The sequence below is a fragment of the Streptomyces sp. NBC_01224 genome (assembly GCF_036002945.1).
Classification (GTDB): Bacteria; Actinomycetota; Actinomycetes; order Streptomycetales; family Streptomycetaceae; genus Streptomyces.
The window spans coordinates 2,664,367-2,679,497 of sequence record NZ_CP108529.1; the positions used below are offsets into that span (position 1 = coordinate 2,664,367).

12 protein-coding genes are annotated in these 15,131 nt (G+C 68.9%); 3 read left to right on the forward strand and 9 right to left on the reverse strand.

Translation table 11 applies throughout. The annotated features are described in order from the left end of the window. Positions 1-9: 9 nt before the first annotated feature. From OG609_RS11270 to nsdA, 3 genes are all read right to left on the reverse strand, one after another. Positions 10-348 (reverse strand): P-II family nitrogen regulator, encoded by a 339-nt coding sequence (locus OG609_RS11270; protein WP_327272692.1) that lies wholly within the window; start codon positions 346-348, stop codon positions 10-12. After that, entirely contained in the window at positions 345-1,703 is a 1,359-nt protein-coding gene (locus OG609_RS11275; protein WP_327272693.1) for an ammonium transporter, read from the reverse strand. The genes OG609_RS11270 and OG609_RS11275 overlap by 4 nt, the downstream gene beginning before the upstream one ends. A gap of 371 nt (positions 1,704-2,074) precedes the next feature. After that, entirely contained in the window at positions 2,075-3,550 is a 1,476-nt protein-coding gene (gene nsdA, locus OG609_RS11280; RefSeq protein ID WP_327272694.1) for a transcriptional repressor NsdA, read from the reverse strand. 422 nt (positions 3,551-3,972) lie between these two features. Here nsdA and OG609_RS11285 point away from each other — a divergent pair, with 422 nt between their 5' ends. Then, the gene (locus OG609_RS11285; RefSeq protein WP_327272695.1) at positions 3,973-4,632 is read left to right on the forward strand and encodes a bifunctional DNA primase/polymerase; all 660 of its coding nucleotides are present in this window, start codon (positions 3,973-3,975) and stop codon (positions 4,630-4,632) included. Between the two features lie 164 nt (positions 4,633-4,796). On the opposite strand, the gene ftsY is transcribed toward OG609_RS11285, so the two are convergent. Then, positions 4,797-6,008, reverse strand: coding sequence for a signal recognition particle-docking protein FtsY (ftsY, locus tag OG609_RS11290; RefSeq protein ID WP_327272696.1), 1,212 nt, complete (start codon positions 6,006-6,008; stop codon positions 4,797-4,799). 109 nt (positions 6,009-6,117) lie between these two features. Here ftsY and OG609_RS11295 point away from each other — a divergent pair, with 109 nt between their 5' ends. Next, on the forward strand, positions 6,118-7,518 hold the full coding sequence (locus tag OG609_RS11295; RefSeq protein WP_327272697.1) for a purine-cytosine permease family protein: 1,401 nt from the start codon (positions 6,118-6,120) through the stop codon (positions 7,516-7,518). Positions 7,519-7,576: 58 nt separating this feature from the next. After that, positions 7,577-8,542, forward strand: a complete 966-nt coding sequence (locus tag OG609_RS11300; RefSeq protein ID WP_327272698.1) for an LLM class flavin-dependent oxidoreductase — start codon at positions 7,577-7,579, stop codon at positions 8,540-8,542. Between the two features lie 76 nt (positions 8,543-8,618). On the opposite strand, the gene OG609_RS11305 is transcribed toward OG609_RS11300, so the two are convergent. The 5 genes from OG609_RS11305 to OG609_RS11325 all read right to left on the reverse strand — a co-directional run bounded on the left by OG609_RS11305 (position 8,619) and on the right by OG609_RS11325 (position 15,121). Next, positions 8,619-10,037: a sugar porter family MFS transporter gene (locus OG609_RS11305; protein WP_327272699.1), complete on the reverse strand. Its 1,419-nt coding sequence runs from the start codon at positions 10,035-10,037 to the stop codon at positions 8,619-8,621. A gap of 227 nt (positions 10,038-10,264) precedes the next feature. After that, complete coding sequence (gene smc, locus OG609_RS11310; protein ID WP_327272700.1) at positions 10,265-13,885, reverse strand: chromosome segregation protein SMC; 3,621 nt, start codon at positions 13,883-13,885, stop codon at positions 10,265-10,267. A 303-nt stretch (positions 13,886-14,188) separates the two neighbouring features. Beyond that, positions 14,189-14,401: a hypothetical protein gene (locus OG609_RS11315; RefSeq protein WP_327272701.1), complete on the reverse strand. Its 213-nt coding sequence runs from the start codon at positions 14,399-14,401 to the stop codon at positions 14,189-14,191. Positions 14,402-14,489: 88 nt separating this feature from the next. Then, the gene (locus tag OG609_RS11320) at positions 14,490-14,630 is read right to left on the reverse strand and encodes a hypothetical protein (RefSeq protein ID WP_229846040.1); all 141 of its coding nucleotides are present in this window, start codon (positions 14,628-14,630) and stop codon (positions 14,490-14,492) included. 209 nt (positions 14,631-14,839) lie between these two features. Next, the gene (locus OG609_RS11325; protein WP_093778642.1) at positions 14,840-15,121 is read right to left on the reverse strand and encodes an acylphosphatase; all 282 of its coding nucleotides are present in this window, start codon (positions 15,119-15,121) and stop codon (positions 14,840-14,842) included. Between the last annotated feature and the right edge of the window lie 10 nt (positions 15,122-15,131).

Consider the following 15,131-nt stretch of genomic DNA (forward strand, 5'->3'; position numbering starts at 1 on the left):
GACCGTGGGTCAGAGTGCGTCCGGGCCGCGTTCGCCCGTTCGTACGCGAATCGCGGTGTCGACCGGCACGCTCCAGACCTTGCCGTCACCGATCTTGCCGGTTCGGGCGGCCTTCACGACAACGTCGATGAGCTCTTCGGAGTCCTCGTCCTCGACAAGGACCTCGATACGGATCTTGGGGACGAGGTCGACGGTGTACTCGGCGCCCCGGTAGACCTCGGTGTGGCCGCGTTGACGCCCGTATCCACTGGCTTCCGTGACCGTGAGGCCCTGGATGCCGAAGGCCTGCAGGGCCTCCTTGATCTCATCGAGCCGGTGTGGCTTCACGACTGCGGTGATGAGCTTCATGCGTCCACCTTCTTCGTCTGCGATGCTGCCGTCGTGCCCGGTGCGTTTGAGGAGGCGTTGGTGCGCGGGGCCGCGCCGCCGCCCGCTCCGCTGAAGTCGTACGCGGTCTCGGCGTGTTCGACCTGGTCGATGCCGGAGATCTCGTCGTCCTCGTCGACCCGCATGCCGATCGTCCTGTCCAGGAGGAAGGCGAGGATCGCGGAGACGACCAGAGAGTACGCGAGGACGGCGAAGACGCCGACGGCCTGCTTGCCGAGCTGGTCGAGGCCGCCGCCGTAGAAGAGGCCCTTGGCGTCGGACTGGACACCACCGGTGGCGAAGAAGCCGATGAGGAGGGAACCGGCGACACCGCCGACGAGGTGGACGCCGACGACGTCCAGGGAGTCGTCGTAGCCGAACTTGTACTTCAGGCCGACGGCCATGGCGCACAGGACACCGGCGATGGCGCCGACCGCGATGGCGCCGAGCGGGCTGACCGCGCCGCCGGAAGGTGTGATGGCGACGAGGCCCGCTACCGCGCCGGAGGCCGCACCGAGGGTGGTGAAGGAGCCGTGGCGGAGCTTCTCGTAACCGAGCCAGGCGAGCATCGCGGCAGCGGTGGCGACCTGGGTGTTGACGAACATGACCGCGCCGACGCCGTCGTCGTTGCCGAGCCACGAGCCGGCGTTGAAGCCGAACCAGCCGAACCAGAGCAGTCCGGCACCGAGCATGACGAGCGGCAGGCTGTGCGGCCGCATCGGGTCCTTCTTGAAGCCGACGCGCTTGCCGATGACGAGGATCACGCCGAGCGCCGCGGCACCTGCGTTGATGTGGACGGCCGTGCCGCCGGCGAAGTCGATGACGCCGAGCTCGAAGAGCCAGCCGCCCGCGCCCCAGACCCAATGGGCGACGGGGAAGTAGACGACGGTGACCCAGAGCGTGATGAACAGGGCCCAGGAGGTGAACTTGACCCGGTCGGCGAGGGCGCCGCTGATCAGTGCGGGGGTGATGACGGCGAACATCAGCTGGAAGACGGCGAAGACGTAGACGGGGATCGTGTAGCCGTCCCAGAGCTGGGTGATACCGATCCCGCTGAGGCCGACGTAGTCCGAGCTCCAGCCGATGACGGAGCCGATGTCGGTGCCGAAGGCGAGGCTGAATCCGTAGAGCACCCACAGGATCGTGACGATCCCGAGGCTGATGAAGCTCATCATCAGCATGTTGAGGGTGCTCTTGACGCGGACCATGCCTCCGTAGAAGAAGGCCAGGCCCGGGGTCATGAGCATCACCAGGGCGGAGCAGATGAGCATGAACCCGGTGTTGGCGGCAGACAGCGTCGGGGCGTCTGCGGCTAGCGTCGTGATGCCTGGGGGCATCGGCGTCTCCTCGTCGTCGGTGCGGCCGCGTGCGGGCGATAAGAGCGGGGCCACTGGGGAAAAGGTGCGGGCCGGTTATGCGCCATGAGATTCGCCCAGCACGGTTTCCGTCGATGCCGCACGGTGTTTCGCGGTAGTGACGAAGAGGTCCGGTGTGTTACGTCGCCATGAACCGGCCGTGGCGTATCCGGGGCCGGGGCTACTCTGCGGCCGCGGCCTCATGCCGCGGCCGCATACGGTGCGGTTATGACTCTCCCGTACGGGAACGGCAACGCGAACCGGCCACGCCGACCACCCACTGACCTGGCAATTGGGGGAGCCGAAGTCGGTCTGTGCGGGGTGGTCGCCGTGGCCGGGGCCTGGGGTGCGGCTCAGACCGCTTCTGCGGTCTCGGGCAGCTGCTCGGTGAGGAGATCGGTGAGCCTGGCGACTTCGGGAATGTCCCCGAAGTCCCTGGCAGCGGTGTCGACGGTCTTGCGGAGCCGGGTGTTGACGCGCTCGGAGCGGATCTTCTTGGCGACGCGCAGCGCCTTCTCGGCCAGCACCGCGGACTGCTCGGGCTCGCGCTGGAGGAGGTGGACGGTGGCGAGGCCGACCAGGTTGAGTGCGTACGACCGCTGGTGCTCGTCGTCCTCGCCGAAGAGCTGGACGGCTTTCTCCATGAGGGGTTCGGCGAGCGTGGCGTACGTGGGGCTGCGGCCCGCGACATAGGCGAGGTCGCGGTACGAGTGGGAGTTCTCGCCGTCGAGCTCGGCCGCGGAGAAGAACCGGATCCAGTCGGGCTCGGGCTCGCCGTCGATCCCGACATCGAGGAAGGTGTCCTCGGCCATCCGGACGGCTCGTTTGCACTTGCTGGGCTGGCCCATGTTGGCGTAGGCACGAGCCTCCATCGCATACAGCATGGCCTGGGTGCGCGGAGTGGCGCAGTCCCTGCTGCCGTACTGCGCGAGATGGATCAGTTCGAGGGCGTCGTCGGGCCGTCCGAGGTGGATCATCTGGCGGCTCATGCTGGACAGAACATACGAACCGAGCGGTTTGTCGCCGGCCTCTTTCGAGGCGTGGAGCGCGAGAACGAAGTACTTCTGGGCGGTGGGCTGGAGGCCGACGTCGTAGCTCATCCAGCCCGCCAGCTCCGCCAGTTCGGCCGCGCAGCGGAAGAGCCGCTTCGCGGTGGCCGCCGGCTGCGGTTCCTGCAGCAGGTCGGTGACCTCGTGGAGTTGACCGACGACGGCCTTGCGGCGCAGTCCGCCGCCGCACTGCGCGTCCCACTGGCGGAACATCGCGGTGGTCGACTCCAGCAGGTCGAGCTCGGGGCTGGAGAGCCGGGAGGGTCGGCGGGCCGCGGCAGCCGACTCCGGCTGTGCGGGTCCGGTGGCGGCGACGGGCACCAGCCAGCGCTGCATGGGCTCGATCAGGGCGGGTCCTGCGGCGAGCGCGAGCGAGGAGCCGAGAAATCCGCGGCGGGCGAGCATGAGATCGCTGCGGGAGAACTCGCTGAGCAGGGCGACGGTCTGCGGGCCCGCCCAGGGCAGGTCGACGCCGGACACGGATGGTGACTGATGCGCCGCGCGCAGTCCGAGGTCCTCGATGGCGACGACGGAGCCGAAGCGCTCCGAGAAGAGTTCGGAGAGGATGCGCGGGATCGGCTCGCGCGGCTGTTCACCGTCGAGCCAGCGCCGCACCCGGGAGGTGTCGGTGCTGATGTGGTGAGCGCCCATCTGGCGCGCCCGGCGGTTCACCTGCCGCGCCAGCTCACCCTTCGACCAGCCGCTGCGCACGAACCACGAGCCCAATTGCCCGTTGGGGCGCTTACCGGCATTCGTGTCGCCTGCGCCGCTGCCACTCACTGGAACGCCCCCATCCGCTGAATACTGTCGCGCGAACCACTATCAGATTGCCCTGATCCGGTACTGCCCATACGGAGGTTGCGCACGATCGAACAGGAAATCGGATTGCCTCCGGCATACCCATGGGCGCACATACTTCCATGGTTCGTGTACCGACGGTAATCCTACGATCACCGCCTCCGCGAGGGCGATTACAGAAACGCCACCATTCGCCACCCCTTCGAATGAACGCCACCGCAGCCGGGCGCGATTCACTTGACACACGGCGATCAGCAGTGGGCGCAGTGACGCACGACGGGGCGCATGGAACATGTCGCAAGACTCCGAGTGCACCGGCGCGCCACGGATCGACAGCGACGACGGAGCGTCACGATTGGAATCCACGTCGTAACCACTGGCGAGTCGGACACGTTGGAGGGGGCATGGGCTTCACGATCGGCGGCATCCGCGAGATGCGCACCGGCTCACGGCGCCGCGGCCGTGCGGCCGAGTGCACGGCAGTGGCCGAGTACACAGGGCTGTGGGGCTGGGCCGTCGCGCCGGGAGCGCGGGCAGCGGCCGGCCGCTGCTCGTGCGGGGAGGCGAGGTGCCCCTCCCCCGGCGCCCATCCACTGGACTTCGCCCGAGAGGTCCCCGCAGGGGCCACTCTCGACGCGGCGGCGGACGCCTGGGCCCAGGTGCCGGGCGCCTCGATGCTGCTTCCGGTGGGCCGCACCTTCGACATCCTCGACGTCGCCGAAGCGGCCGGGCGCCGGGCCCTGGTCCGCATGGAGCGGATGGGGCTGCCACTCGGCCCGGTCGCGGTGACGCCGGCCGGGCGCGCGCAGTTCTTCGTGGCCCCGGGTGCCGCCGCCGAACTCCCGCAGCTGCTGTACCGGATGGGCTGGGACGACGCGGGTCTGGACCTGCGGGCACTGGGGCCCGGCTGCCACATCACCGCCCCGCCGTCCGACGAGGGCGGCCTGGGCCCGGTCCGGTGGCTGCGCCCGCCGGTGCTGGACACGGCGGCCGCACCGCCGCAGGCGCGACTGCTGCTGGGCACGCTGGCGTACAGCTGCCATCGCGCCCCCCTTTGCGGCTGAACCGCCGCCGCTTTCGCGGAGGTGAGGTCCCGCCGTCGGGGTTGCTCAACCGGTGGTCGCTCTCGGACGCAGAGCCCGACAGTCCAGGCGCAGGGCCCGACAAGACGAAGAGCCCGACCGCAGTTGCATCATGCGGTCGGGCTCTGTTGTCGGCGCGTGAGGCGTCAGTCTCCGATCAGGGCGTCCACGAACGCCTCCGGCTCGAACGGAGCCAGGTCGTCCGGTCCCTCACCAAGACCGACCAGCTTCACCGGCACGCCCAGTTCACGCTGGACGGCGATGACGATGCCGCCCTTGGCGGTGCCGTCCAGCTTGGTCAGCGCGATGCCGGTGATGTCGACGACCTCGGCGAACACCCGGGCCTGCACCAGACCATTCTGTCCGGTCGTGGCGTCGAGGACGAGCAGGATCTCGTCGAGCGGTCCGTGCTTCTCGACGACGCGCTTGACCTTGCCGAGCTCGTCCATGAGTCCGGTCTTGGTGTGCAGCCGTCCCGCGGTGTCGATGAGGACGACATCGGCGCCCTCGGCGATCCCTTCCTTCACCGCATCGAAGGCGATCGACGCCGGGTCGCCGCCCTCGGGTCCTCGCACGGTGCGGGCGCCGACGCGCTCGCCCCAGGTCTGGAGCTGGTCGGCGGCGGCGGCCCGGAAGGTGTCGGCGGCGCCGAGCACGACGCTGCGGCCGTCGGCGACGAGCACCCGGGCCAGCTTGCCGGTGGTGGTGGTCTTGCCGGTTCCGTTGACACCGACGACCATCACGACACCGGGTGTGTCGACACCGCTCTCCGTCTTGACCGCACGGTCGAAGTCGGTGCCGAGCAGGGTGAGGAGCTCCTCGCGCAGCAGCGAGCGCAGCCCTTCGGGGGTACGGGTGCCGAGAACACGGACGCGTTCACGGAGCCGCTCCACCAGTTCCTGTGTGGGTGCGACGCCGACGTCGGCGGTGAGGAGGGTGTCCTCGATCTCCTCCCAGGTGTCCTCGTCGAGGTTGTCGCGGGACAGGAGCGTGAGCAGCCCCTTGCCGAGGGAGTTCTGCGAGCGGGCGAGCCGGGCACGCAGCCGTACCAGACGGCCCGCAGTGGGCTCGGGCACCTCGATGGCGGGGGCGGCGGGCGCCTCCGGCTCGACGGCCTCGGGGGCTTCCTCGGCGGGAGCCTCGGCCGAAGGGGGACCGACCTCCTCAATGGTGCGGCGCGGTTCCTCGCGCGGCGTCTCGGCTTCCTCGCCGACATGGGGCTCGGCGGGAGGAGTGATGGTCGGCGTGCTCGACGGCGCCGGGGGCAGCTGCTTCTTCTTGCGGCTGCTGACCACGAGCCCGCTGATCACGCCGACCGCGACCAGGGCGATGACTACAGCAAGGATGACGAATTCCATAACCCACCCAGTATCAGTCACGTCCGCCACGGGGGGCCGCCCCGCAGGATCACCCTCGAAGCACTTTGACCGTAATGCCCCCTTTGGGGGTAAAGGTACGATCCTGCCTGTGGAGACCCGTGGCCTGGAACCAGTCCCCGACAGCGAGCGCACCGGCCGGGTCCGGACCCTCTTCCCCACCTGGGTCGGCGCGAACCTGACCGTGCTGCTGCTCACCATGGGTGCAGGGCTCGTCGTCTTCAACGGGCTGAACTTCTGGCAGGTGCTGGCCGTCGCGATCGCGGCGCCGGTCGTCGGTTTCGGACTGGTCGGCCTGGTCTCGATCGCGGGCAAGCAGGGCGGGGCTCCCGGCATGGCACTCTCCCGGGCCGTCTTCGGCCAGCGCGGCAATCTGCTGCCCGGTGCGCTGATCTGGGTTGCCCGCTGGGGCTGGGAGACGGTGAACGGGGTAACCGGCGCCTACGCCCTGCTCGCCGTACTGAATCTGCTCTTCTCCATCGAGAGCAGCAACACCCTGATCATGGCGACCCTGCTCGCCTTCGTGGGGAGCAGCTTCCTGGTGTCGGGGCTGGGCGTGCGCGCTCTGCGGGTGTGCTGCACCTGGTCGGCGTATCTCTTCGGGGGCTTCAGCGTCCTCGCGCTGATCCACCTCATCGACCGGACCGAATGGCGGGATGTCCTGGACAGGCCCGCCGGCCCCACGGCGATGATGATCGCCGGAGTCGGCACACTGGCGGCCGGCGGGATCAGCTGGGTTCCGACCGGACCCGACTTCGCCCGCTATCTTCCGCGCACCGCGTCCGGCCGGGCGATGATCGTGGCGACCGTTGGCGGCGCCGGGATCGTGTTTCTGCCGATGGTGCTGATGGGCTCCGTGATGGCGGTCGCCACGCCCGGCCTGGCCGTCAGCCAGGATCCGGTCTCGTTCATCGGCCCCCTGCTGCCGGACTGGCTCTCGGTGCCGTATCTGCTGATCGCCGTGGTCGGCATGGTGCTGATCAATGCGATGTCGATGTATTCGGCCGGATTCACCGCACAGACACTGGGATTCATGATCCCCCGTGCGTGGGCGGTCGGGGTGAATGCCGCTATCAGTCTGTTTCTGGGCTCGTTGCTGATGATGACGGCGGCGGGTTTCCTGGATTCCTTCGTCTCTTTTCTGACGCTGCTCGCGGTGACGTTCTCGGCATGGATCGGCGTCTTCGGTGTGGATCAGCTGCGGGGGCGTACGTACGATTCCGCGGCGCTCCTGGACACCACACCCGCCAGCGCCTACTGGTACACCGGAGGTTTCGCCGTGACCGCCGTGGCCGCGTGGACCGTGGGCCTGGCGGTGGGCCTGCTCTTCACCGGCGTGGAGTGGTTCTCCGGCCCGCTCGCCGCCACCTGGATCGGGCGCCACGGACTGGGCTGGGCGGCCACGATCGCCGTGTCCGCCGCGCTGTACGCGATCCTGCCGCGTCCCGCCGGCCGGGAACGGCCCGAAGACATCGCACCTCTACACTTCTGACGCCGTGTCAGTTAATGTCCCTCCTCGCCGAGTCCGCCCGACGCAGGGGACAAGTGTCATGGCCTTCACAGTGGTCCGGCTCAATCTCGTCGATCCCGATGCCACCCCCGAGTCGCTCTCGGCCCGGTACCGCGCCGCGCTGGAGATGGCCGCGTACGCCGACGAGCACGGCGTCGACACCGTACAGACCGAGGAGCACCACGGCGCCGTCAACTCCTGGCTGCCCTCCCCCTTCGTCTTCGCGGGTTCGGTCTTCGGCGCCACCCGCCGGATCGCGGTCACCGTCTCGGCGATCATCGGCCCCCTGCACGACCCGCTGCGGCTGGCCGAGGACATCGCGGTCCTCGACCTGCTGAGCGCGGGCAGGCTGGTCACGGTGGCGGGGATCGGCTACCGGCCCGAGGAGTACGAACAGGCGGGTGTCGAATGGAGCAGGCGCGGCCGGCTCCAGGACGAGCTGCTGGAGACGTTGCTGCAGGCGTGGACCGGGGAACCGTTCCCGTACCGGGGCCGTACGGTCCGGATCACGCCACGCCCGTACACCCAGCCGCATCCGCTGCTGCTGGTGGGCGGCAGCTCGCGGGCGGCGGCGCGGCGGGCGGCCCGGTTCGGGCTGCCGTTCTTCCCGAGCGCGCATCTGCCGGAACTGGAGGCGTACTACCACGAGCGGCGCGCGGAATTCGGGACGGAAGGCTTCTGCATGATGCCGTCCGCCGAGACGCCGCTGCTGCATGTGTCCGAGAACCCGGACCGGACCTGGGTGGAGTACGGCGAGCACTTCCTGCACGAGGCTCGCACGTACAGCTCCTGGCAGTCCAAGGACATCCGCTCGGCCGTACGCTCGGCGGCGACGACTGTGGCGGAGCTGCGGGACGAGGGGGTCTACCGGGTCATCACGCCGGACGAGTGCGCCGGGGCGGCCGGGGAACTGGACAGCCTGGTGCTGCATCCGCTGTGCGGCGGGATGCCCGTCGAGGAGGGGTGGCGCAGTCTGCGGCTGTTCTGCGAGGCGGTCGCGCGCTGACCCGGGCCACCGGAACTGCCCCGGCGCGCGGGTGCGGGCCGGGGCATTCCGTGGTCGAGGAGAGGGGCAGCGGGGATTAGCCCATCTCCTCCAACGCCTTGCCCTTGGTCTCCTTCACGAACTTGAGCACGAAGGGGATCGAGAGCGTGGCGAAGCATGCGTAGATGATGTACGTGCCCGACAGGTTCCAGTCGGACAGACTCGGGAAGCTCGCGGTGATCGCCCAGTTGGCGATCCACTGCGCGGACGCGGCCACGCCGAGCGCGGCGGCGCGGATCTTGTTCGGGAACATCTCACCGAGGAAGACCCAGACCACGACACCCCACGACAGGGCGAAGAAGAGCACGAACACATGGGCCGCGACGAGCGCCACGATGCCCTGGGTGTGTGGCAGTTTGCCGTCGACCAGGTGGGCGGAGAAGGCCCAGGCCTCGAAGGCGAGGGCGATGGCCATACCGGTGGAGCCGACCAGCGCGAGCGGCTTGCGGCCCACCCGGTCCACCAGCACCATCGCGATCACGGTACCGACGATGTTGATGATCGACGTGGTGAACGAGTAGAGGAACGAGTCCGAGGGGTTGATGCCGACGGACTGCCACAGCGTCGCCGAGTAGTAGAACGCCACGTTGATGCCGACGAGTTGCTGGAAGACCGACAGGCCGATACCGACCCAGACGATCGGCAGGAATCCTCGGCGGCCGCCGAGCAGGTCCTTGAACCTGGACTTGTGCTCACGGTGCATGGCGGTCTCGATCTCGGCCACCCGGGCGTCGAGGTCGACGTTCCTGCCCTCGACCTCCTCGAGGATCTGCCGGGCCCGGTCCTTCTTGCCGACCGAGATCAGGAACCGCGGCGACTCGGGGATCGCGAACGACAGGAGTCCGTACAGGAGGGCGGGGACGACCATCACGCCGAGCATCCACTGCCAGGCCTCGATGCCGGCGATCTTGCCGCGCTGATCTCCGCCGGCGAGCTGGAGAATGCCGTAGTTGACCAGCTGGGAGATGGCGATGCCGATGACGATCGCCGCCTGTTGGAAGGAGCCGAGCCGGCCGCGGTAGGCGGGCGGCGAGACCTCGGCGATGTACGCCGGGCCGATCACGGAGGCCATACCGATGGCGAAGCCGCCGATGATGCGCCACATCGCCAGGTCCCAGAGGGCGAACGGGAGCGCGGAACCGACGGCGCTGATGGTGAAGAGCACGGAGGCGATCTGCATGCAGCGAATCCGGCCGATGCGGTCGGCGATGCGCCCCGCAGTCGCCGCGCCGATCGCGCAGCCGATCAGGGCGATGGCGATGACCTGGGCGAGCGTCCCCGAGCCGATGTCGTACCGGCTGCGGATCGCCTCGACGGCGCCGTTGATGACGGAGCTGTCGTAGCCGAACAGGAAGCCACCCATCGCAGCGGCTGCCGTGATGAAGATGACATGGCCGAGGTGGTCCGGATGGGCTTCTCGGGCTCCGGACGCCGGTCCCTGCGATGTGCTGGTCACATGTACTCCTGATGCCTGGCCGCGTCGTCAGGTGTGGGGGGGGCGAGCTCTCGTGGGGGCGCGAGCTCTTCCAAGTGGCGCATAACTTCACAACGGACACCACTTGAATGTAAAGACGACGTTTCAGAGAGTATGTCTTTAAGTTTCGAAGTCAAGATTTGCCATTGGTGCACATCTCACAGGAACGCCCGAAAGGTACGTTGAAGTATTGAAGATTTGGTAAAGGCTCAGCGCAGCCGCTGGCTGATGACCTTGGAGACGCCGTCTCCCTGCATCGAGACGCCGTACAGCGCGTCGGCGACCTCCATCGTCCGCTTCTGGTGCGTGATCACGATCAGCTGAGAGCTCTCCTGGAGCTCCTCCATGATCCGGATCAGCCGCTGCAGATTGGTGTCGTCGAGCGCCGCCTCGACCTCGTCCATCACATAGAACGGACTCGGCCTGGCCTTGAAGATCGAGACCAGCAACGCCACCGCCGTGAGCGAGCGTTCCCCGCCGGACAGCAGCGAGAGCCGCTTGACCTTCTTGCCGGGCGGCCGGGCCTCGACGTCCACACCGGTCGCGAGCATGTTGTCCGGGTCGGTCAGGATGAGCCGCCCCTCGCCGCCCGGGAAGAGCCGCGAGAAGACACCCTCGAACTCACGGGCCGTGTCCCGGTACGCCTCGGTGAACACCTGCTCGACCCGCTCGTCGACCTCCTTGATGACCTGTATCAGATCAGCCCGGGTCTTCTTCAGGTCTTCGAGCTGCTCGGAGAGGAACTTGTGCCGCTCCTCCAGCGCCGAGAACTCCTCAAGCGCAAGCGGATTCACCTTCCCGAGTTGCTGATACGCCCGTTCGGCCGACTTCAGCCGCTTCTCCTGCTCGGCCCTGACGAACGGCTTCGGCTGGTTGCGCGGGTGCTCCGGGTCCTCCGGCAGCTCCTCGCCCTCGGCGGCCGGTGACGGCGGTACGAGCTGGTCGGGGCCGTACTCGGCGGCCAGCCCGGCCGGCTCGACGCCCAGCTCCTCCAGCGCCTTCGCCTCCAGCTGCTCTATCCGTAGCCGCTTCTCGGCACCGAGCACCTCGCCGCGGTGGACGGAGTCGGTGAGCTTGTCCAGCTCGTTCTTGAGCTCGCGGCCCTGGTTGCGCTCGGCCGCCAGTTCCCGCTCCCGCTCCGCCTTCGCCGCCTCGACCGCGACCCGCTCCTGCCCGGCCCGTACGACGGACACCTCGACATGGACCAGCAGTTGACGGGCGCCGGACGCGACGGCGGAGGCCACCGCCGCCTCGTGCCGCAGTCGGGCGCGGCGCTGCTCGGCGCGGGCACGGGCCTCGCGTTCGGCGCGGGCGCCCCGGTCGAGGGAGTCCGCGCGGCCCGCAAGTCCCTTGGCCCGCTCCTCATGGGTACGCACCTGGAGGCGTGCCTCCATCTCGGTCTGGCGGGCGTTGGCACCGTCGGCGGCGAGCCGGTCGCGTACGGAGGTGTCCGGCTCCTCCTCGACCGGCATCTCCTCGGCGACGAGCAGCCGTTCGGCCAGCTCCTCGGCCTCCTCCGTCGCCCGCTCCAGCGCCTCCTGGGCACGGGCGGCGGACGCGGTCATCCGCTCGGCCTCGCCCGCGGCGCCACGGGCCTGCCCGGCGAGCCGCCCGAGCTGCTGGGCCACCCCGGACTTCTCCCGCTCGGCGGCCCGACGCCGCTCCCCCAACTCCTCGACCAGCCCGGCGCTCGCGCTGCGGCGCTCCCCCGCGAGCCGCTGGGCCTCTGTCAACTCCACGCACCGTACGGCCAGTTCCTCCAACTGGGCAGCGGCCTCGTCGACCGATGCCTGCACTTCGAGGAGGCTCGGCGCCCCGGCGGAACCGCCGTGCGCGAAGTGGGCCGAGAAGATGTCCCCCTCGGCGGTCACGGCCGTCAGTTCCGGGTGTACGGCGACGAGATCCTCGGCATCTTCCAGGGTGCCGACGACCACCATGTCCCGCACCAGCCTCCGTACGGCGCCCACCAGTTCGACGGGCCCACGGACGAGGTCGGCCACTGCGGGCGGCCCCCCGGCGGGCGCTCCGGCCACATCGACGCCAGAGGCACCAGAAGCACCACCGACCCCACCGGCACCACCCTGATCAGGTACCCCATCGCGCGCCCCGCCCAACAGCAGCGCCGCCCGCCCCGCGTCCTGCTTACGCAGCAGCCGGATCGCCTCCGCTGCCGTGGCCGGGTCCGTCACCGCGACCGCGTCCGCCGCCGCGCCCAGTGCCGCCGCCACCGCCACCTCGTGCCCCGGCGCCACCGTCAGGAGTTCCGCGGCCGGACCGAGCAGGCCCGACAGGCGGTCCCGCGCGCCGAGCAGCACACCGGTACCGTCCTTGCGGCGCAGACCGAGGGCAAGTGCCTCATGGCGGGCCGCGACCGCCGCCCGCTTCCGTTCGGCGGCGGTGGCGGCCTCCCTGGCCGCCGAGAGCGCCGCCTCCGCCTCCGTGAGTTCCCGCTTGGCGGCCTCGTGCCGCTCACCCAGCTCCACATCGCCCGCGTCCAGGCCCTCGACCTCGGCCTTGAGCTGTTCGTACTCCTCCTGCGCGGCGACCGCCCGCTCCTGCGCCTCGTCGCGCGAGGCGGCAAGCCGGTCGATCTCCGCCTGCGCCGAACCGGCCCGGCTACGGGCCGCGTTGACCTGTCCGTTCAGCCGGGCGAGCCCCTCTCGGCGGTCCGCGATGGCGCGGGCGGCATCCTTGAGCCTGCGTTCCTCGGCCGCCAACTCCCTTTCCAGTTCGGCCCGGTGGGCGGCAGTGTCCTCCAGTGCGCGTTCCGCCGCCTCCAGCGCGGCCTCCAGCTCCGCCTCCTGCTCACGGATCCGGGCTGCCTCGCGCTCCATGCTTTCAGGGTCCCTGAATCCCGCGCCGCGCCGCTCCTCCAGGGGGGCGGCGCCGGCGCTCTTCACCCGGGCATCGGCCAGCGAGATCGTGCCGCGCACCCGTTCGGTCAGCTGTGAGAGCTCGTACCAGGTCTGCTGGGCGCGCTGCAGCCGCGGCGCCAGCCGCCGTACCTCGTCCTCCAGCTCCGCCTCGCGCGCCAGGGCGGACTTGAGATCCGCCTCCGCGGCCTCCCTACGCTGCTTGAGCGCCGCTTCGTCGGCGATCTCGCTGCGCAGCGCGGTGTGCAGCCGCACCAGGTCGTCGGCGAGCAGCCGCAGCCTGGCGTCGCGCAGGTCGGCCTGGATGACGGCGGCCCGGCGCGCCACGGCTGCCTGCCGGCCCAGAGGTTTCAGCTGCCGTCGCAGCTCGTCGGTCAGGTCCTGGACGCGCGCCAGATTGGCCCCCATCGCGTCCAGTTTCCGCAGCGCCTTCTCTTTCCGCTTGCGGTGCTTGAGCACGCCCGCGGCTTCCTCGATGAATGCGCGCCGCCCCATCGGATCGGCATGGAGTACGGAGTCCAGCTGGCCCTGGCCGACGATGACATGCATCTCGCGGCCGATGCCGGAGTCCGAGAGGAGTTCCTGGATATCCAGGAGCCGGCAGGTGTCGCCATTGATCTGGTATTCGCTGCCGCCGTTGCGGAACATGATCCGAGTGATCGTCACTTCGGCGTACTCGATGGGCAGTGCGCCGTCGGAATTGTCGATGGTCAGCGAAACTTCCGCCCGCCCGAGCGGTGGCCGCCCGGTGGTGCCGGCGAAGATCACGTCTTCCATCTTGCCGCCGCGCAGGGATTTGGCACCCTGCTCCCCCATGACCCAGGAGAGCGCATCCACCACATTGGACTTGCCCGACCCATTGGGACCGACGACGCACGTGATACCGGGTTCGAACCGCAGCGTCGTGGCGGAGGCGAAGGATTTGAAACCACGCAGGGTCAGGGCCTTGAGGTGCACGCCGCCGGACTCTACCTTTCACTCTCGGTTTCGCTGATGAAGGTGCAGGGCACATCAGACGGTAAGGGAAGGGGTGTAGGTCCGGGGCGGGTCCCGCACAGGTCCGAGCGGAAAAGAAAGAAGGGACGCCGAAGCGCCCCTTGTAAATCTTGTGCGGTGTTGCTGGTGCAGCGCATGACGGATCAAGGACATGTCACGGTGGTGACAGATCAAGAGCAGTGATCTTCAATGATCCGGCGACGATCCGGGTGATGATCTCGGACGGTTGACGCGGACAGCCCGACCGGCCCTGAGGGCCATCGGTCAGGTCAGCGCCGGCTCCGCCCGAGGTACGTCGATGTCGATGCTGTCGAGCAGCGACTCTTGGTGCTGGGCGGCGGCATTGAGTGCGTCGTTCTCGTCCTGAATCCGTACGAGCTCGGATTCGAGGTCCTGGACGCGCTGCTGGAGCCGTCGCATCTCGGCGAGGAGTCGCGGGTCGGAACCGCCGACGTAACCGAGAAGCGCCTTTGCCATGATGGATGGTCCTCCACACTGAGTGACCGACCGATGCGGTGTGGGTCGTGAGGGAATCGCACCCGCGGTGCTCGGCAGTGCTCTGTATTCACTGCTGTTCTGCTGCCAAACAGCTCTGCCAAACAGCTAAGGTGCGCGGGGATTTCAGCGTCTCACCAAAAAGTTTGACGGTCAACACGATCACGCCCTGTAGAGACGGGCGGCCCGGGGCGCGCGGCTTGACGATCATGCGGCGCGACTCTCCTGCGGGACCCTCGGGGGCGTGGAGATCATCCTTACTGCCGCAGCCTGGCACGCCGACCGAATCTTGGCAACCACCCGGTCATTCCGCAGGTCATTTCATGTGTACACAGATGAGCGCCCGCTCCGTCACCCCGCGGCGCCCATCGAACACGGTCCGAACACAGCCTCCCTGGACGGCCCCGGATCGAGCCCGGATCAGCGGATCGCGAAACCCTCGTATCCGCCGCGCGGGGTGTCCCAGATCTCAGTGACTCCGTCAACGCGCCCGGGTGTGTCGTCCGAGCGCAGCCATTCCAGCAGACGGTGGCAATTCTCACGTTGCCCCTCGGCGACGACCTGCACTCTGCCGTCGTCGAGATTCAGGGCGAATCCGGTGAGGCCACCGATCTCCAGAGCGTTTGCCCTGGTGAACCAGCGGAACCCTACTTGCTGTACTCGGCCGCGTACCCAGGCGGTGAGTCGTACATCTTCGTTCATGCCCGAACGC